This window comes from Halomonas binhaiensis, from assembly GCF_008329985.2.
GTDB classification, from domain to species: domain Bacteria; phylum Pseudomonadota; class Gammaproteobacteria; order Pseudomonadales; family Halomonadaceae; genus Halomonas; species Halomonas binhaiensis.
The window spans coordinates 3,442,069-3,460,933 of record NZ_CP038437.2; the positions used below are offsets into that span (position 1 = coordinate 3,442,069).

At 56.9% G+C, this 18,865-nt stretch carries 12 protein-coding genes; 4 read left to right on the forward strand and 8 right to left on the reverse strand.

Annotated elements, in window-relative coordinates:
- The first annotated feature begins 54 nt into the window (after positions 1-54).
- Genes E4T21_RS15085 through E4T21_RS15100 form a run of 4 tightly spaced genes read left to right on the forward strand, consistent with a single transcriptional unit; the run spans position 55 to position 6,158 of the window.
- The gene (locus E4T21_RS15085; RefSeq protein WP_149285840.1) at positions 55-3,114 is read left to right on the forward strand and encodes a toxin VasX; all 3,060 of its coding nucleotides are present in this window, start codon (positions 55-57) and stop codon (positions 3,112-3,114) included.
- Entirely contained in the window at positions 3,111-4,094 is a 984-nt protein-coding gene (locus tag E4T21_RS15090) for a hypothetical protein (RefSeq protein ID WP_149285841.1), read from the forward strand. Before E4T21_RS15085 ends, E4T21_RS15090 begins: the two co-directional genes overlap by 4 nt.
- Positions 4,095-4,145: 51 nt before the next feature.
- Positions 4,146-5,126, forward strand: a complete 981-nt coding sequence (locus E4T21_RS15095) for a hypothetical protein (RefSeq protein ID WP_149285842.1) — start codon at positions 4,146-4,148, stop codon at positions 5,124-5,126.
- A 51-nt stretch (positions 5,127-5,177) separates the two neighbouring features.
- Positions 5,178-6,158: a G protein-coupled receptor family protein gene (locus tag E4T21_RS15100; protein ID WP_149285843.1), complete on the forward strand. Its 981-nt coding sequence runs from the start codon at positions 5,178-5,180 to the stop codon at positions 6,156-6,158.
- A gap of 198 nt (positions 6,159-6,356) precedes the next feature.
- Here the strand turns inward: E4T21_RS15100 and E4T21_RS15105 are convergent, their stop codons facing one another.
- The 8 genes from E4T21_RS15105 to E4T21_RS15140 form a co-directional block, all read right to left on the reverse strand.
- Positions 6,357-6,647 (reverse strand): type II toxin-antitoxin system Phd/YefM family antitoxin, encoded by a 291-nt coding sequence (locus tag E4T21_RS15105; protein WP_149285844.1) that lies wholly within the window; start codon positions 6,645-6,647, stop codon positions 6,357-6,359.
- A 410-nt stretch (positions 6,648-7,057) separates the two neighbouring features.
- Entirely contained in the window at positions 7,058-8,338 is a 1,281-nt protein-coding gene (gene ectB, locus E4T21_RS15110; protein ID WP_149285845.1) for a diaminobutyrate--2-oxoglutarate transaminase, read from the reverse strand.
- Positions 8,339-8,412: 74 nt separating this feature from the next.
- Positions 8,413-10,419 carry an IucA/IucC family protein gene (locus E4T21_RS15115; RefSeq protein WP_149285846.1) on the reverse strand — a complete coding sequence of 669 codons (2,007 nt, stop codon included), beginning with the start codon at positions 10,417-10,419 and terminating at the stop codon, positions 8,413-8,415.
- Positions 10,420-10,424: 5 nt separating this feature from the next.
- Positions 10,425-11,198, reverse strand: a complete 774-nt coding sequence (locus E4T21_RS15120; RefSeq protein ID WP_149285847.1) for an HpcH/HpaI aldolase family protein — start codon at positions 11,196-11,198, stop codon at positions 10,425-10,427.
- Positions 11,192-13,177 carry an IucA/IucC family protein gene (locus tag E4T21_RS15125; RefSeq protein WP_149285848.1) on the reverse strand — a complete coding sequence of 662 codons (1,986 nt, stop codon included), beginning with the start codon at positions 13,175-13,177 and terminating at the stop codon, positions 11,192-11,194. The genes E4T21_RS15120 and E4T21_RS15125 overlap by 7 nt, the downstream gene beginning before the upstream one ends.
- A gap of 49 nt (positions 13,178-13,226) precedes the next feature.
- Complete coding sequence (locus tag E4T21_RS15130) at positions 13,227-14,561, reverse strand: type III PLP-dependent enzyme (protein WP_149285849.1); 1,335 nt, start codon at positions 14,559-14,561, stop codon at positions 13,227-13,229.
- Positions 14,554-16,350: an IucA/IucC family protein gene (locus tag E4T21_RS15135; protein WP_149285850.1), complete on the reverse strand. Its 1,797-nt coding sequence runs from the start codon at positions 16,348-16,350 to the stop codon at positions 14,554-14,556. The genes E4T21_RS15130 and E4T21_RS15135 overlap by 8 nt, the downstream gene beginning before the upstream one ends.
- A 220-nt stretch (positions 16,351-16,570) precedes the next feature.
- A complete protein-coding gene (locus tag E4T21_RS15140; RefSeq protein ID WP_149285851.1) occupies positions 16,571-18,715 on the reverse strand; it encodes a TonB-dependent receptor in 2,145 nt (714 codons plus the stop codon).
- Positions 18,716-18,865 lie beyond the last annotated feature (150 nt).

Consider the following 18,865-nt stretch of genomic DNA (forward strand, 5'->3'; position numbering starts at 1 on the left):
CCTCAGTGATTGTGTAGTGTTCCGTGTTGAGATGAACGGGAGGAGGCAAGGCAGATGGATCCTGCTATTTACAATGAACGCTGGGTACTGAGTAGACGGGACTGGTCCGGCCAGTATGCAACCCATTGGACCATCACTCCGACTTCGCAAGAAGGTGATGTCGATGTCGTGGTACCGGATGATGTGGACTGCGTGCCACTCTATCCGCTTCGATACGGGCTGACGGAAGAAAGCTGCCGTGTCGACTCCTTGGGCAACCTATCTGTAGCGGAATACCCCGGTGGACCAGAAGGTAAGACGTATGGTCTGCGACTGCTACGGCCACGCAGTATCGTCTACCTGTTCTATATGGATGGGGATGAGCTCCAGCATCTTGTGTATCAGGTCACGGAAGATGTCTGCTTCTCGCCACTTCCGCAGGAACTAGCGGCCAAAGCGGCTGAGAAGAGTGAGTTCGGGGATCAGGATGACTTTCTGTTCCCGATGGGAGCCGTGATCACCCCCTGGTTGCCTGCGCCGAAAATCGAGGTCACGAACACCATCTACCTAATGGTGACCGATACACTGCTGACGACCGAAACCATCGACTCCCTGACCGGACGCTTGGATGAACTGAGCGGTCAGGTTTTGACCCGCGTGCGTACCGATCAGTTGGCCGAAGGTCAACGAGACGTCTTGCCGATCTCCGGCACTCTCGATGACGGTCGCTATGTCCCGGAAATGCAAGGTGAACTGCACTATATCCGTAACCCCGCCAATCTGTCCTGGAGTGAAAGCCGTCCTGAGGCACCGAATGGCAGCCTGGCGGTGTCGACACTGAACCGCTTCTTCAAGCGCTTCAATGGTGAGCGTGAGGACATAGAGCCTCTGGCCGTGGTGCTCCACGATCCCGTTGGGGTGATGAGTGAGCTCAATCACCGCTTGGCCACCCAACTGACAGCGCTGAGTGAGTATTGCCGTGACAACGCCCGTAAGCTCCGCGTCAAGGAGATGATTGAGCGGCTTGGCGATGCCAGATATTCCGAGCTTTATGATCGCCATCTCAAGATAGGCGTAGATGAAGACATTCGGGAAGCGGTGCGTGAACAAACTGGTGTGGACCTCTCCCCAGAAGTGGTTGCCGATGCCCAGGGGCAATTGGCACGTAACCAGCGCTTGAGTAATTACCGCGCTCAGGAGGCAGGAGCCTTCGAGCAAGAGTTTCAGCAACGCCTGAAAGAGCTCGCACAGCAGGTAGAAACCGCTGCGGCTGAGCAGTGGAATGACTGGCAAGGTTTGCAGGAACGCTACCATGCCATGCTGGAGCTGTATGACGAAACCGATGACACCAACTATCTCGATCTGCGTGTAGTGGTGGCGCATACCCTGACCGGGCTGTTCCATGATGAACAGGGCCAGGAGTACCTGAAAGCGCAATTGGACGGTGAACGGCCACTGGTGAATAGCCTGTTCTATCGTGCCCTGCTGGGGCATCCGCTGGTCGAAGCGTATGTGAGCGAGGATGCGACCACGGCCAAGAAGCGTTTCGACGAAGCCCTGGCTGAGCCTCAATTACCCATGTCCTTGGGCAATGCCCAGATCCGCACCCTGGTGGATAACAGTGTCGGTGAAGCCTTGTCACGCTTGCAGCGGGTGCTGAACCAGTTGCCAGATGATGCCGCTTCCGCCCAATTGGGTATGGTCGTCACCGCGCTAACAAGGCCTGCCAGTGGTGCAGCTACAACCTTCTGGCCTTCTTCATGGCGAGCCATGCTGGAAATCCTGTTTGGAGAAGCCGTTATTCCCGAGCAGGTGCCGGCCAGCAAGGTCGGAAGCTGGTTTGCCCATGTGGCTGGGGGCTCGACACACCAAGCCTTCCGCCCTACCGAAGCGGCCAACGATCCACTCTATCTGCTACGCACCCAGAAACTCGATGTCGATGGCAGTAGCCAATACACCCCGCTCAAGGCCGCGTTGAAAGCCCATGTGCATTTCTGGCACGGGGCTAAAGGATTTTTGGGTGGCCTGGGCATGTGGGCTTCACTGGATAGTGTGGGGAAGGCCATCAGGCAGTGGGGTGACAAGGACGGCCAGGCCCTGGCCAACTCGCTTAATCTCGGCTCGGCAATGCTGGCCGTAGGTGCTTCTGGTACTGGCCTTCTGGCTGCGGGTGCCGGCTGGAGCCGTGACGTCAGGATGGTAGAGCAGGGGCGCGAGGCAAGTCGCCGCGCAGCACAGGTTGCTGATCGGGTGGGCAACTGGGCCATTGCCTTTGCAGCGGCAAGTGCATTACTGGCAAGCACATATGATTATATCCTTTCTCGTGAGGAGTCTGGAGATGCTCGTACTTTGACATTGACTGGTTCTCTGATGAAATTTGGCCAGACAGGTGTTGGAGCTGCTCATTTATTAGGAAAAGCAAGGTCGTTTAATAGAGTTATGGGAACTGCTGTGGAGATGTCTGGCAATACCCTTCTAACTCGAGGTATTCAGGCTGGAAGTAGTGCAGCCCTTCGAGTGACTGCCATTAGTGCTAGCACAGTTGGTTGGGTGATTCTAGGTCTCGACGCGCTCTATACCGGAATACGTGCCTGGCATGATCAAGTGGTAGCAGAACAGAAATTCACCGACTGGATCGGCCGAAGCTACTGGGGAACTGGCAATAACAGTGATGGTTATCCATTGCAGGATGTCTTTGGCCAGAACGAGGTTGAAGAGCTACGCCAGTTTTACCGCCTCTTTCAGGCTCCCCATTTCGAAGTCGAACATAGTGCTCCGATTTGGGACCCGGCAATGTCAGGCGTTGTGGAAGATGGCCATACCGAGGTAACCGTCATCTTTCCGGGGTGGCAGCCTCAGGTCAGTCAGTTCCAACTCATTCACCACAGTAAGGTGAAAGTTGCGACTCGGCTCTCTGATTCCACACTGGTCGAAAGCAAGGACGGTTATGGCAAGTTGACCTATCAGACGTGGGCCATGGGCGACAATATCGAGATTAGTTACTGGCCCAACCGCTTTGCGGATGAAGAATTCATCTTGTATGACGAAGCAACTGAGAAGCAGCGTGAACAAGAGCGGCGAGAGCAGTTGGAAAAGTTCAATGCCCGACAGAAAGAACAAGGATCGGCACCGTGAGTGAATCGTTAGGCAAACCGACCTATGAAGAGCTGCTGGAAAATGTCCGCCGTAACAGCGAGTACTCCGAATTGCCAGGTGTCGAGATTTCCATGTGGCCAGAGGACGTGTCTTTTTACGATGACCTCTCCAACCAAGAACGCTTTAATGAGCAATTCCTCGAACCTGCAAAAGGACAACCACCTGAAGGGGGGTATCTACTCTATTTTCTTTTTGGGGCGTGGCATAACTTAGGGGTGATTGTTCTTCTGCATGGGTTGATATTTGATATCGGTACCTGGGGCGATTTTTTCATAGGCTGTGCGCTTTTTTTACTTTTCCCTTGGCTGATTTTTTTAGCCCTTTGGTGGGCAGCAAAAGTAGGAGGTGTTCGATTTAATCGCCAAGCTCAGCTTGTACATATTGGGATGGGGCCGGGTAAGGCTCGGACTTATGCCTGGCGTGATGTCATGCCATTTATGCGTAGTGGTATTGAAACGTCGGGAAGGCTGGAACTTTTCCTCCCGATTTATCCTGAGCTGTATACTCGATTGAGCGATAAACATTTTCGTAGCATACATCGAGAACCAACTGGAATTAATGCCACTCTGGATTTCCGTGATCACGGGCCAGAAGGCTGTATGCACCGCTTCGAGTTCTACCGCCGTTATATGGAGCAAGGGTTGGATGCAGTACAGCCCGATCCCGACAAGCTTCCTTCCGATCTGGAAATCCGTGAACCACACCTGCCTATGTCACGTGGTCCAGTGCTCAAGGTGCTTCACTTTTTGGCAGGTGGCCCGCTGATTGATTGGGCATTGCGCAAGCGAGCCGAGAAGTTCTACTGGCCGGAGGAAGTGGAGCGGCTGTGTGCTCCAGGAGCAGATCTTTCCGGCATCGACACCACACCTGTCAAGCCGAGAGCAGATATCTTCTACCGTGCCAGGGGAGCTCATATCGACTTTGTGGATGCTAAGGGCAAGACGGTTTCCTGGAACTGATGCCCATGGATGGCAAAGGAATGCCACAATGTCAGAGCAAGGATCTGCATCATGAGTCAGGCGGGAAAGCCAACCTATGAAGAGCTGTTGGATAATGTCCGTCACAATAGTGAGTACACTGAACTACCTGGTGTCGAGATTGCTATGTGGCCGGAGGATGTGGCGTTTTATGATGATCTCTCCAATCAGGAACGCTTTAACGAGCGTTTTCTGGAGCCAGAAAAAGGTCAGCCATTAGGGGGGAGCTATATTCTCTACCTGCTTTTCGGCTCGTGGCATAACATTGGCTTATTTGTCGCTTTCTACTCGCTTATAGTAGATGGAGCGGGATGGGGGAAGTTTTTCTTAATATTGGTATTTTCCGTTCCTTTTCCTTGGCTTGTTTTTACCTTGTTCTGGTTTGCTTCTAGTTGGGGGGGAGTTCGTTTTAATCGACAAGCTCAGTTGGTACATATCGGTCAAGGCCCAGGCAAAGCGAGAACAGTTGCATGGAGAGATGCTGTACCATTTTTACGTACGGGAATCGACACGAGTGGTAAGTTAGATATTTTTGTACCCTTCGCCCCTGAAGAATTCGAGGGGATGAGTGATGAGCGTTTTCGGCGAACTATCAAAAAGCCCCGTGTCATCAATGCCACTTTGGATTTCCGTGATCATGGCCCCGAGGGCAGCATGCACCGCTTCGAGTTCTACCGTCGTTATATGGAGCAGGGCTTGGACGCCGTGCAGCCTGATCCAGAAAAGCTCCCTTCCGACCTGGAAATCCGTGAACCGCATTTGCCCATGTCTCGCGGTCCGGTGCTCAAGGTACTCCACTTTTTAGCCGGTGGACCTCTATTTGACTGGGTGCTGAATAAGCGGGCCGAGAAGTTCTACTGGCCGGAGGAAGTGGAGCGGCTGTGTGCTCCAGAGGCAGATCTCTCTGGCATCGACACTTCGCCAGTTAAGCCAAGGACGGATCTCTACTACCGGGCTCGAGGCGCTCATATCGACTTTGTGGATGCCGAGGGCAAGCCAGTTTCCTGGAACTGATGTCCGTGGATGGCAAAGGAATGCCACAATGTCAGAGCAAGGTTCTGCATCATGAGTCAGGCGGGAAAGCCAACCTATGAAGAGCTATTAGATAATGTCCGTCACAACAGTGAGTACACTGAACTACCTGGTGTCGAGATTGCTATGTGGCCGGAGGATGTGGCGTTTTATGATGATCTCTCCAATCAGGAACGCTTTAACGAATATTTTCTGGAACCTAAGAAAGGCCAACCAATAGAAGGAGCTCATTTGCTTTATCTTCTATTTGGGGCATGGCATAACATAGGTGTGATTGTACTATTGCATGGATTAATATTCGATATTGGAACTTGGGGCGACTTCTTATTTGGATGTGCGCTTTTCTTGGTTGTTCCATGGATAGTTTTTCTCTGGGCATGGTTTGGAGCTTCCGGGATAGGAGTACGTTTCAATCGTCATGCACAGTTGGTTCATATTGGGGATGGTTCAGGCAAAGCAAAAACGTTTGCGTGGCACGATGTGGTACCATTCCTACGAACAGGCATTGATACTAGTGGCAAGTTGGTGCTTTTCCTACCAGTTGAGCCAGAAGCATACTCTCGGTTAAGTGACAAACATTTTCGACAAATCCATAAAAAGCCTACATGGACCAATGCTACTTTGGATTTCCGTGATCACGGGCCAGAAGGCTGTATGCACCGCTTCGAGTTCTACCGCCGTTATATGGAACGGGGGTTAGAGGCGGTTCAGCCCGATTCCGAAAAGCTGTCTCCTGGTGAGGAAATCCGTGAACCATACCTACCCATGTCACGTGGTCCACTGCTGAAGGTATTACACTTCCTGGCCGGTGGCCCGCTGATTGATTGGGCATTGCGTAAGCGCGCAGAAAAGTTCTACTGGCCGGAGGAAGTGGAACGGCTGTGTGCTCCGGGTGCCGACCTATCAGGAATCGACACCACACCTGTCAAGCCAAGGGAGGATCTCTTCTACCGTGCTCGAGGCGCTCTTATCGACTTTGTGGACGCCGAGGGTAAGCCGGTTTCCTGGAACTGATGCCCATGGATGGCAAAGGAATGCCACTGTGACAGAACAAGGATCGGCATCATGAGTCAGGCGGGAAATCCAACCTATGAAGAGCTGTTGGATAATGTCCGTCACAATAGTGAGTACACTGAACTACCTGGTGTCGAGATTGCTATGTGGCCTTCCATGATGATCGATCCAACATAGATGACGTTCCATGCCATCTAGTTACTCCTCTTTGCCGAAGAGCGCCCGCATATCCTCGTGGCTAATCGCCGGTTCACTCTCGTATGTGGCCAGCCGGTCTCGGGATACCGCCTCGATGCGCAGATCCTCAAGCTCATCGATCATGTCCTGATATGCCTGTACGTTCATCAACACCGCTGCAGGCTGGTTATCCTTGAAGATCACCAGCCTGTCGGTCATCCGCGTAGAGACCTCTTTCAGTTTTGCACTGAAGCCACGTGCCATGGCAGTGGCGGACACGGCGTCTTCTGGGCGATCCAGTAAGCTGGCCATAAAGCTCTCCTGAAGGCTCACTTATCGACATGCTTTAATAAGCATACTTATGCGTATTCAAACTAAAGCATCCGAGAGATCAAAAAAATCCCCGGGAGTGCCACACTCCCGGGGATTCATTCTTTGGGGAAAGCGCTATCTCAGGAAACGCTGAATAAATCAGCCGAGCGGGATGAAGGCTATGTTCGTTCCAGACGAACAATCGCACTTCCCACATCCATGTGGGTCGCACAAGGCGCACGGAGCGCAACAACCGGAGCCTATAGGGTATAGGTGAGGATTGTGAGCACCGCGCACCAATTCGTCAGGAACGAATTGGAACATCCATCGGATGGCCCGAAGGATAGCCGCCATGGATGGCAGCTATAGCCCAGTGATTCGCACGCACAGGCATTTATGCAGTGTTTCCCTCAAGCTACCGAATGCAATGCCACACTTTTCTTGATACTGACTTCCAGAATCTCCAACCCCGCCAGCAAGTCATCATCGCTGATCGTCAACGGACACAGGCACTTCACCACCTGCCCGGCATGGCCACTGGTCTCGATGACCAGGCCCTGGCGGAAGGCTTCACTGGTAATGCGACCGGCCAAGGCCCCGTCACCTACATCGAGCCCGCGCATCAGGCCACGCCCGCGCTCGGATGCGGCAATGCCCTGGCCATTCAGCCATGCGGCCATGCGCTGCATGTGCTCGGCCACCCGTTCGCCCTTGCGCTGCACTTCCTGTTCCAGCGTATTGTCGCGCCAGAAGGTTCTCAATGCTGCCGTTGCGGTGACCATGGCCAGTCCGAAACCACGAAAGGTACCGTTGTATTGGCCCGGCTTCCATTGGTCGAGTTCAGGCCGCATCAGCACCTGGGAAAACGGCAGGCCCAGGCCGGACAGGGACTTTGAGTTGGTGACGATATCCGGGGTGATAGCGGCATGTTCAAAGCTGAAGAACTTGCCGGTCCGACCACAGCCGGCCTGGATATCATCGACGATCAGCAGGATGCCGTGCTGACGACACAGGCGTTCCAGTTGCTGGAGCCAGGCAACGCTGGCGACATTGATACCGCCCTCCCCCTGCACGGTTTCCACGATCACTGCCGCGGGCAGGTCCAGGCCACTGGATGCATCGCTTAACAGCTTGGCGAAGTAGCCCAGCGTATCGCTGCCATCCCCCAGATAACCATCGAAGGGCATGAAGCTGGTGCCCTGCAGTGGAATGCCACCCGTGGCCTCGCGGAACTTGCGGTTACCGGTACAGGCCAGCGCGCCCATGGTGACGCCGTGGAAGCCGTTGGTGAAGGACACGATGTTATGCCGCCCCGTGGCCAGGCGCGCCAGGCGAATCGCCGCTTCCACTGCATTGGCCCCGGTCGGCCCCGGCAAGTGGACCTTGTACTCCAGGTTCCGCGGCTTGAGGATGGTATATTCCAGCGTCTCAAGATAATCGCGCTTGGCCCGCGTCCACATGTCCAGGCCATGCACGATGCCATCACCGGCGAGATACTCCAGCAGGGCCTGTTTCAGCGCCGGGTGGTTGTGCCCGTAATTGAGCGTGCCTGCCCCGGCGAGAAAGTCGATGTATTCATGGCCTTGCTCATCCGTCAGCCTCGCCTCCCTTGCCGCGGTGAACACTACCGGGAAAGAACGCGAATAGGTGCGAACCTCAGACTCCATCTTGTCGAAGATTGCGGTCTGCATTTAGGTATATCTCCGATAATAGGCACCCCGGAGAACCGAGGTGCCTCACTCGTCAGCGGTTGATCAAGCCCGGCTTATGCCACGCTCTCCTGGGCTTCGCGCTCCAAGCTCTTTCTTTCCAGTGCCTCGCTTTCCTTGGCCACGTTTTCTTCGGTATCGATCTTCCGATCATGAGAAGCCGCACAGCCAGCCTGGCGGAAAGGGTTGGTGGTCTCGCCCTTGCCGAACGGCATGCTGCCGGGGCCGCCAGCGCGCTCGATGATCGGAGCGATCAGCAGCTTGTAGGGCCAGCCAGGAGCATTGAGAAGCTTTTCACGCAGCATGGCGCGATCTTCATCTTCGAACGGAATGGCTTCGATCTGCGTGTCGATGGCCTGTGCCATCACCTGCCACAGCGACGCAGCATCGATCTCGTAGTGCCCCGCCAGGGTATCGATGATGGCGCTCAGGTTGACCTGGATGGCCAGGGTCTGCATCCAGAACAGCAAGGCCTCGAGGTCATCGTGATACAGCGTGTTGGAGTGGCCCTTCTTGATCCGGTAGCACGGGTCCTGCATGCCATGCTGTTCAAGGCGAGACACGGCGATGCGCAGGGAATCGTGGTCACGCAGCAACAGGCCATCGCAGCGGCCGTCCTTCCATACCAGCACAGCGTTCTGACCATGCACTTCCGCCAGCATGCCGAGACGGAACATGCGCAGATTGATGTCGAAGAAGCACTCGCACAACTCGCCAAACAGCGTACTCACGGTCTGGGCAGTGATGGCTTCACCACGCTGCGCCAACCAGTCATCGAAGAAGTGGTGACCACCTTCCGGTAGCGGCGTGCCCAGCGCTGCCATCGGAATCAGGCGGTACGAGGGGTCATCCAACAGTGCCTGCGGATAGCTACGCACCATGGCAGACAGGTGACGCGGCGCTTCGTCGAACAGCGTCGCCTCGGGCGGCATGTAGGCCCACCACTTGCCTTCGTCGCACAAGTGGAGCCCTTCGACCAGGCGGGTATCCTTGGCTCTGGCCTGATGCAGCAGGCGAGCGCTGAGGTCGCCATTGAGCATCTTGACCGCCGGCAGGTAGCGCGACGCCCCCAGGGAATAGATGGCCATCGGCAGCTTCAAGTAGTGGGCGGAACCATCCACGGGCGCCATGGAGCGCAGCGACGACGTTGGCAGCCAGCGCTCATCGCTCACCTCCAGTGTCACGCAGTGGCCCGCCTCGAAGTCTTCTGCCAGCCACTTGGGCAAGGCATGCTGGTGTTGCCAGGGGTGTACGGGAATCGCCACGTGGCTGTCGGCCAGGCCGCGTTCACGAAGTTGTGCATCCAGACGCTGGCGCAGCCCTTCATCGGCCACCCAGGCAACGGGGCCCTGGTCACCTTCGGCGACACCGGCACCGCACAGCATCCGCTCTCTGGGAATGGCTACCCAGCGCAGGCCGACAGGCTGGGCAAACTCGGCCATGTAGGCACGATATTCCTGCTCGTCCATGCCTTCCTTGGCCTTGGCCGTGGGATGATAGGGGCGATCCAGCAGCGAGGCCCACTGCTCCATGATGGCGAAGAACTCCGCCGGAGAACGCTCCAGCAGTCGTTGCGTATCCACCCGGTGGTCCACGGAAGAGGCAGTCTGCCATTCGCTGACGGCAAGCGCATCGAGGAACACTTGCTGGCCCGCGGTCAGCTCGTCCGCATCGAGAGTGTCAGTCAATGCATTCATGCCTTGATACACGGCACGTATCAGACGCTGAGGCGTCAGTGCTTCCCAGGCAAGCGCCTGGCCCTGCTGGCGCTGCTGGAGAACACGGCTGCCCGGCACCTTTTCCCAGGCCTGGGTAACCCCCGGACGCAGCAGCATGACCAGGGCCAGCCCGGCCTTGGCGTCATAATGCCAGCGCCATAACCGCTGTGCAGAATCAGACACCAGTTGGTGGTATTCCGGCAGTTGGCCGATCAGGCTTTCAGCTTCCTGTGCGCTAAACCACTCGGTTTCGACCTTGTCGAAGAAGCCCTCGGCCAGTAGTCCATCCACCAATGCTTGCTGGATCTGGGTTTCGGCATATTGCTGTGCGTTGCTTGCACTCATCTTGATCACTCCTGGGATTCCTTGGCGCTCGCAAGCGCACGTTGTAGGGCGCGAAATGCAATGCCTCGCTCATCACCGAGCATGAAGGCATGCACACCTTTCTCCCGCCATGCGGCCTGGGCCTGCGGATGGCGCAGAAAAGCGCAATAGGGAATGGCGTGGCGCTGTGCACCACGCTGTGTTGTTTCAAGGGCTTGCATGACACTCGGGTGCTGGGTGTCCCAGGTCACGCCAAGTGACTGGGACAGGTCCGCAGCGCCTTCCAGTATCAGATCCAGCCCTGGCACGGCGGCGATGGCATCGATGTTGTCGACCCCAGCGCGGCTCTCGATCATGGCAATCACCATGATTTCGTCATTGGCGCGCCCGACGTAATCCTTGAGCGGAAACTTGCCGAAGGATCCTGGGCGCCCGGCATTCAGGCTGCGTTGGCCAAGTGGCGCATATTTTGCTGCGGCCACCACCTGGGCCAGGGTGTCGGCATCTTCCACCTGGGGCATCACGATGCCCTGGGCACCGGCATCGAGCAGACGCAGAATGACCTTGGCGTCACTGTCAGCCACACGCACCAGCGGGGTCAGCTCATAGCTTTCCGCGGTACGGATCATGTGCTCGATGGTTTCCGGGTTGATCAGCACATGCTCGGTATCGATGATCACGAAGTCGAAACCGGCTTCAGCGATCAGCTCGATGGAGGCAGCTACCGGCAGGGACGCCATCACTCCGAACACTTCCTGCCCTTCCGCCAGTGCACGCTTGAGTCGATTGGGCCTCAGCATGTGGCCGTCTCTTCTGGCTCATGAGCCACAGGCAAATCCTGAGGCCGGAACGGGGCCAGCGGGTTGGGCACGATCTTGATCTGGGCTTCGGCATCACCGAACAGACGACGCTTGGTCAGCGCTTCCACTTCGTAGGTCGGCGCGAACACGTCGAACAGTGCAAAACGCTCGCGATGCTGCGGGTTGGCGTTCTGGTAATCGATGATGACCTTGGCGGCCATGGCCCAGAACTCGCTTTCAGCGAGGTCAAAGTAACGACGCAGGAAGATCGCCATTTCTCCCAGTGCGATGAAGAAGAAGGCATCGCAGGAGAAATCGCGTACCGCATTGACATCATCGGTGATGATGAAAGAGTTGCGGTTCAGCGCCGCATGGCTCGCCGGCACAGGCTCCAGGTCGAGAGCCAGCTCCGGGCGTGCCAGGTGCGCCGGGCTATAACGAATGCCATCGTGGAAGTCCTTGAGCGCAATCCGTTGTGGCCAGCCATCGCGATGGATGACCACGATGTTCTGGCCGTGGGACTCCATGCCCATGCCTTCGGCATAGAGCATATGGATGATCGGCACAATGGAGACGTTGAGCAGTTGCTGCGTCCACGCCTTGAGGCCGTGCTGCTCGATCCAGCGGCCAATGAACGGCACGCTGGGCGAGCCTTCGGCATCCTTCTCGTGCTGGCTGAGGCCATTGAACGGCACCGCCTGCTCGCCATCCTGCAGATAGCTGGCGACATTCTCGCGCCAGATGGCTCCCAGGGTGCCGTACACCTTGGGATAACGTGCCGCCGGGAAGGCCCGTTCATCCAGCGCCGCACCAGCCACCTCACCGAGAATCACGAAGCCGGCACGGCGTGCGGTCTCGTCGCTGGCAATCAGGCTCTGCAGCCACTGGGTGACGATGGGGCCGTTGGTCACTGTGTGACGCGCCAGAATTCGCGTGCTGGAGGTGTTGGTGATGCTCATCGCCAACTTCAGGTAGGCCCTGCCACTGTCTTTCGGTGCCAGGGTGCGAATCGACTGCTGGGCGGTAAAGGGCGCATCGCCCTCGCCCAGGCATGCCACTTCCCCACGCGCCAGTTCAGCATGCAGTGCCTGGACCGTGCTGTTCTGCCACTGCCAGGGATGTACGGGAAGCAGCACCACTTCCTCCCGCGTCAGCTGGTGACGTTGCAGATGATCTTCCAGGCGGGCCAGTACTTCCTCGCCAGCCTGGGCAGCAACGAACGCCTGTGCATCGAGCCTTTCTACCGCCGAAAAGTGTGCATACTGCTTGGGCACTGCCAACCACAGCACACGGATGTCGGCACCAAACTCCGGCCCATAGCGGCGGTTGTCGTCCAGCGAAAAGCCGAGGCGTGACTTGTAGCAAGGATGGTAACTGTGCGCGTCGGTGAAGTACTGCTCCAGAACGTCGGCGTCTAGGTCTTGGGGAGCCTTCAGCGTATTGGAAGCCTTCAGCGTATTGGAAGCCTTCAGCGACTGAGAAAAAGCCCCAGAGAATGCTGTGTACTCGGCGGCGGACTGCAGGTCCTTGACCAGCGTCTGTTCCAGTTCCTCGACGAATCCCGGCTGCGTGGCCTGGTCGCCCAGTGCGGCCTTGAGATCCGCCAGGAAAGCGTGCAGATCCGGCTGTTCAGGCTCGCCATGGGCTGACATACGCTGGGCTGATATGCGCTGAAGAGTGGAGTGGTCCAGGCGGACCAGCTCAAAACTGTCGCACAACCAGCCATGCACCTCGTAATTCACCGCGCCCAGTTCGACCAGGAAACGGCCATTGCCAGACCTGATATCGCTGGTTTCGCCGTTACCAGGCTCAGAGCTGTCAGTGATGAAAGAGTGAGGTACAAAACGATAGCTCAGTACGTCCTCGTAAAGCAGTGTCTGCAACAACTGACCGATGACACGCTGCTGAATGCGTGCATAGTGGCGCCACTGGGAATACGCGGTGAACGGCAGTGGCGCACATGATTCATTGGATGACATACATAACCTTCTTGATGAACGCGCTTGATAAATACGCTTGATAAATACGTCAGACGCAGGAGGCCAATGAGCTCTTAGCTTCGGCAGGCGCGTTATCTGTTTCAGGCTCCTGCACGAAGATCTGTGCTGGACGCGGGTGACACAGAAAATCCGCATGGGAAATGTTGTAGCCATAGGCGCCCGCCAGCGGCAGCACCAGCAGGTCGCCGACCTCGACACCTCGCATGCGCTGGCCTCGGCTGAGCACATCCTTGGGCGTGCACAGCTGCCCCACCACGGTCCAGTCATGGGCTTGGGCCTGAACTTGGGCTGCCGGTGTTGCACCGCTCAGAGGCAGGTGAATCACAGGATGATCATGGCTTTGTGCCGCTGGCAGGCGGAACTGATGGGTGCCACCCCGGCAGACCAGGAAATGCTCGCCATGGCTGGTCTTCTGATCCAGCACCTCGATCACGTAGTAGCCACAGAAGGCACTGATGAAGCGGCCGATCTCGAAGCGCAGGCGCGGTGGGTTGTCGATCTGCGCCAACGCCTCTTCGATGCCTTGGCACAACAGCGGCCAATCGAACTGTTCGCTGTCGTCATGAATCTGGCTGGCGTCATTGATTTGGCCAGCAGCATTGATTTGATAATTCACCCCGATGCCACCGCCGACGTTGAGCTGGGTCAGTGTCTCGGGGCGACTGGCCAGGGCACACCACTGCGGCCAGCGTGACAGGTAGAAGGCAATCAGCTCACGATGGCGTGTGACATCCTTCTGGTGCGACATGGCATGGATATGGAATCCGACCAGCTCAAGATGACTGGCGGCTTCCACGGCACGTACCGCTTCGCCCAGGTCACTCTCGTCGATACCGAAAGGCGTCGGTGCGCCGGCCATCTTCAGGCGGCTGCCGAAGGTGTCGGGTAATGATGGGTTGATGCGTAGCAGCACTTTCTGCATCTTTCCACCATTCCCTCCCCCCGCTCGCTCGGCAATCCGCTGCAGGCGGGCGATCTCGTTGAGGCTTTCGACATGAAAGGCTTCAATGCCACCGGCGATGGCCTGTTCCATGTCCGAATCCAGCTTTCCCGGCCCGGACAGCACCCAAGGCTTGCTCTGGGAACAGCCCAGTGCGCGGGCGATTTCACCACCGGACGACAGCTCGAAGCCATCGACGATGGGCGCCAGAGTTTCCAGAATCGGCGCTTCGCTGTTGGCCTTGATCGCGTAGAACAGCTCCACACCTCGAGGCAATGCAGCCTTGAGTCCACGGGCATGTTCAGCCAGAGCGGTCAGGTCATAGAAGAACGCCGCCAGAGGGTCACGTTCTTGAGAAGATCGCTGCTTGATGGCCGCAACAATGTGCTCAGGAATATGCTCGAATAGTGTTTCCTTACGCATGAATTGCCTCCCTGCGTTTTTCCGTATGCCACGGGCTGGGCAGACGGACATACTGAGCCTGACGGTCCGCCTGGGCCGACAGGCGCAGCTTGAAGTTTGTCTTGCACGGCAGGGCTTCACCGGCAATCAGGGCATCCAGTTCCGGTGCGTCCACTGCCAGCACCTCACGTACCCGCTTGAGCTCGACGAAGACCTGCGCCCAAAGCTGTTCGCCCAGCTCGGGACGCTGCCAGCTCAATGCCAGAACGGCTTCTGAAAGGTGATTGATGAACAGACAGTAGGCGATGCGCTGCCAGCCTTTCTCGCGGCTGTAGATCATCGACTCACGCACTCGGGAAGGCAGGTTGCGCTCTCCTGCGAGCCAGTCGACGCCCTTGTCGTCAGTGAGCTTGACGCCTTCGAAGTCGCGCAGCAGTACCCGCTGCGGACGGCCATCCTGATGCACCAGAACGCAGTTCTGCAGATGAGGTTCCATGACGATGCCATGGCGGAAGAACAGCGCCAGCACCGGTTGGACCAGACCATGCAGGTAGTCATCGAACCAGGCCATCAGCGCCTCTTCACTCGGCAGTTCTGATTCACCCGTCGAACTCGCGCCTGCGACGAAGGCAGGTGCCAAAGGCACCAGCCCCGTGTCGCGGGCGAACAGCGTGCCTGCCATCAGGCAGTTCTCGGCGCCTTCCTGACGACAGAAGTTCTCGCGCAGGATGATGCCGGTCTGTTCACGGAACCACAGCTGGGTCTCTTCATCTGCCCAGGCAGGCGCCCAGTGCAGCGTTGCCGGTTCCTGGGACACACACAGCGCCGCCAGGGCAGGATCTCGCTGCTCCATCAACTGATGCATGATGCGGTCGATGACCAGGGTACTTTCGAGCTCGTACCAGGCGTTCTTGCGTACGCAGTTGGTAATGCGCACATTCAAGGAGCCCTTGATGAAGAAAGGATGATCCGCGATGTACCAGGTACGCATCGACGCCGTCGGCGTCGCGGCAAAGCCGGTCTCTCCCAGGTCGCGCAATACGCCATCACGCAACAACGCTGCCACTCGCGAATCCTGCTTGAACAGCGCCGCCTGCACGGGATGCATGCTGATCACCGCGCGCTCGACATCTGCGGCATGACGCTGATCGGCCACACTTGCCAGCACTGCCTCGGCATCGATGCGATTGGCATTGATGTGCAGGCCGTCCCGCGGCACCTCGAACTGATACAAGCATCCGTCGGGACGGAACTCCGGGCCATAACGGCGAGCATCGAGTTCGGGGGGCCACTGCCGGGCCTTGGGCGTAGGATGATTGGGATGGCCGAACCACAGCCCATGCTCGCTGCCGGGGTAGTCCTGCAACGGTGACTGGCTGTCGCCGGCATGCTGCACGATATCGTGCATCACATCCTGGCTCTGGCAGATCTGGTCCAGCAGTTCTGCGTTGCTGCAGCCATCCTCGAGGTGCTGACAGGCTTCCACCAGCGCGCCAGCAAGTGCAGCAAACTCCGGCACTTGCCAGGCTGCACTCGCTGTATCACGCAGATACAGATCCGACAGATAGTACTGACTGCCCAGGGTAGATTTCCTGTCGACCAGCACGAACAGGGAAAGCCCATTGGGCCATTCGATCAACAAAGGGATTCCATGACTCAACTCTGGAAGCCCTTCCTGGTTGGCAGGCCACTGATAGCTCAGCAGTCCTCCCGGGATGGCCAATTCCTTGACCGTACAGTTGAGCAGAGCATGCCCGGATGCCTGTCGACTGACCTCGTATGGTGTACGAGGATTCAGGGGCTGACTCATATGGTCTCCGCAAATATGACGTTGTTGACGATCGATATTTGCTAGCCACACGGTTTGGAAACACTGCATAAATGCCTGCGCGTGCGAACCACTTCGTGCACTCGACTGCCTTATTCAGCGCTTCCTTATATTAGTTATGTGGTTATTGTTTTGGCTGTTGCTTTACATTGCATCAGGCCCTTGCCGGAGCAAGGGCCTGATGGATCAATGGATCCACGGATCAGAAATCCACGCTATAACCCACAGTTACGGTACGCCCACGACCCGCGAAGTAGCGTTCGTCATCGACCAGTGCACTCTGCGAGTAGTAGGTGATGTACTCTTTGTCGAACAGGTTGGAGACGCCAACATTGACCTGACCGACAGGCAGCTTGTAGCCCATGGCAGCATCGACCAGCAGGTAGCCATCGAACTCGCGTTCTTCTTCATCGAAGCTCTTGTCGAAGGCATAGTTGGCCTGGACGAAGGAGCTGATCTTCGGCGTCCAGTTGGCCGACCAGCTGGCGATCAGGCGATCCGGAGCGACGTTGAGACCATTCAACTTGGCATCCAGAGTGCCGTTGTCGTTGGAGTCGTAACGCCCTTCCATGTGCGAATAGGCGAGGCGAGTCTTGTGCGCATCGTTGAAACGGTAATCCACAGAGGCTTCAACGCCCTTGATCTCGTTTTCCTCGCGACGCAGAACGAAGGCATCATTCTCGCGGTCCACTCGGCCACCGAAGTCAGAGGACGACTCGTAGTAGCTCAGCTCGGCACCCAGCCTGTCACCCTGGTAGCGCACACCGGTCTCGATGTTGTCCGTGACGATCGGTTGCAGATTCTTGAAGTCATCCACGGATTGACCCGGCTCGCTGATGCTGCGCAGGGCACGGCCCACATCCGGGATCGAGAAGCCTTCGGAATAGTTGGCAAACAGGCTCCAGTTGTCGATCGGTGACCACACCGCACCGAAGTTGTAGAGCGTTTCATCGAAGCTTGGTGATCCGCCTTCCACATCGACACCACCACGACCAGCGACGGTCTGATAGTCATCGACTTCAATCTTGGCGTACTCATAACGCACGCCTGCCGACAGGGTCAGGGAGTCGATGGGCTTGAGTTCGAACTGGAGGAATGGCGACAGGTCGGTGTAATCGGACTGAGGTACATAGGTACGGTTCGTCTGATACAGGTACTGCTCAGTCTCGTCGACCAGGGTGTCGAAGCCAGCAGTGACTTTCAGGCGATCGTCCCACAGGTCGCCCCTGGTCAAGGACAGCTTGGTGCCGTACTTGCTCGTGGTGGCATTGGTCTGGTCGTACAGGGTGCCATCCGGGGCGATTGACGGGTCCTGGAAGGAGCCAGAGTTGGTAGCACCAAACAGCGACTCATAGTCCTGATAGAAGGCCAGGAAATTCATCTCCCAACCCGCCAGGTCGTAGTTATCGTAGGTCAGGCCAGTGGTCCACACCTCGTTGTACGGTGCCGCGCCTTCCGGCGTACCACGTTCGGAAGTGGTCGGAACACCATTCTCACGATCACCGGTGACACTGACGTAATCGTTGTTGCCCTCGATCTCGTAGCGATTGACGCTCAACTGCACGCGCTGGTTGTCATCGATCCAGTAGGCCAGCTTGCCGAAGATATCGTAGGCCCGGGAATCCATCAGGTCGCCCTGGGTATTGTCGACCCCGACATAGTCATCATCGCCATCCAGGAACATGCCCTGGTCTTCATAGGTGGCGGAGAACAGATAGTCCCAGTTGCCACTGTTGCCGCTGAAACCATAGTTGGTCTTGTAGCTGTTGGTCTCGTTCTTCAGCTGACTGGTCGGCGTGGTCAGTTGGACTTCAGCATGCTGGTTGAAGGAACCCGGCTCAGGACGCTTGGTGATGATATTGATGGTACCGCCGGTCGCGCCCACTCCATTGGTCGCGTTGGCCCCCTGGATGACCTCGATATGGTCAACCATGGAATAGTCGATGGTATGCATTTCCCGCCCGGTGGGACGCAGCGGGTTGGACTGCGGAATGCCATCGATCATCACCAGCGGAGTACGTCCGCGCAGCGTCTCACCGCTGCCAGACATCTTCTGACGACTGGGAGAGTAGGAAGGCAGCAGATTACTCAGGATCTGGGAGGAATCCGTCGTGATCTGGAGCTGCTGATTGATCTCTTCCTTGCTGATGATGCGGACAGTCTGCGGGGAGTCTTCTTTCGTTGCTCCCGTGCGCGAAGCCGTCACGACGACGACGTCAGAATCGGCATTATTGGCCTTCTGTCCGCCAGTATTGTCGCCTTCTGCAGCGAAGGCAGAAGTAGAGGCCACTAGCCCGATTGCCGACACAAGCGGCAGCAGCGCATGGCAGTTCTTTGAATTTTTCATCCCTTGGGTGTTCCAGTTTGTGCTTTTTGGGTGTTTCGTAAATGCGAACGATTATCCTAAATGTTTGCGAAATGCGTGTCCATGCATAATATGCAGATCATGCTTCTCTAATAGATTGCATGGAAACCTCTGAATAATGAGGGATTCATC

Excerpts from the sequence above, each read along its gene's own strand:
- E4T21_RS15130 (WP_149285849.1), bottom strand. The coding sequence starts at position 14,561 with ATGCGTAAGGAAACACTATTCGAGCATATTCCTGAGCACATTGTTGCG.
- E4T21_RS15135 (WP_149285850.1), bottom strand. The coding sequence starts at position 16,350 with ATGAGTCAGCCCCTGAATCCTCGTACACCATACGAGGTCAGTCGACAG.
- E4T21_RS15115 (WP_149285846.1), bottom strand. The coding sequence starts at position 10,419 with ATGAGTGCAAGCAACGCACAGCAATATGCCGAAACCCAGATCCAGCAA.
- E4T21_RS15125 (WP_149285848.1), bottom strand. The coding sequence starts at position 13,177 with ATGTCATCCAATGAATCATGTGCGCCACTGCCGTTCACCGCGTATTCC.
- E4T21_RS15140 (WP_149285851.1), bottom strand. The coding sequence starts at position 18,715 with ATGAAAAATTCAAAGAACTGCCATGCGCTGCTGCCGCTTGTGTCGGCA.
- ectB (WP_149285845.1), bottom strand. The coding sequence starts at position 8,338 with ATGCAGACCGCAATCTTCGACAAGATGGAGTCTGAGGTTCGCACCTAT.
- E4T21_RS15120 (WP_149285847.1), bottom strand. The coding sequence starts at position 11,198 with ATGCTGAGGCCCAATCGACTCAAGCGTGCACTGGCGGAAGGGCAGGAA.
- E4T21_RS15095 (WP_149285842.1), top strand. The coding sequence starts at position 4,146 with ATGAGTCAGGCGGGAAAGCCAACCTATGAAGAGCTGTTGGATAATGTC.
- E4T21_RS15085 (WP_149285840.1), top strand. The coding sequence starts at position 55 with ATGGATCCTGCTATTTACAATGAACGCTGGGTACTGAGTAGACGGGAC.
- E4T21_RS15105 (WP_149285844.1), bottom strand. The coding sequence starts at position 6,647 with ATGGCCAGCTTACTGGATCGCCCAGAAGACGCCGTGTCCGCCACTGCC.
- E4T21_RS15100 (WP_149285843.1), top strand. The coding sequence starts at position 5,178 with ATGAGTCAGGCGGGAAAGCCAACCTATGAAGAGCTATTAGATAATGTC.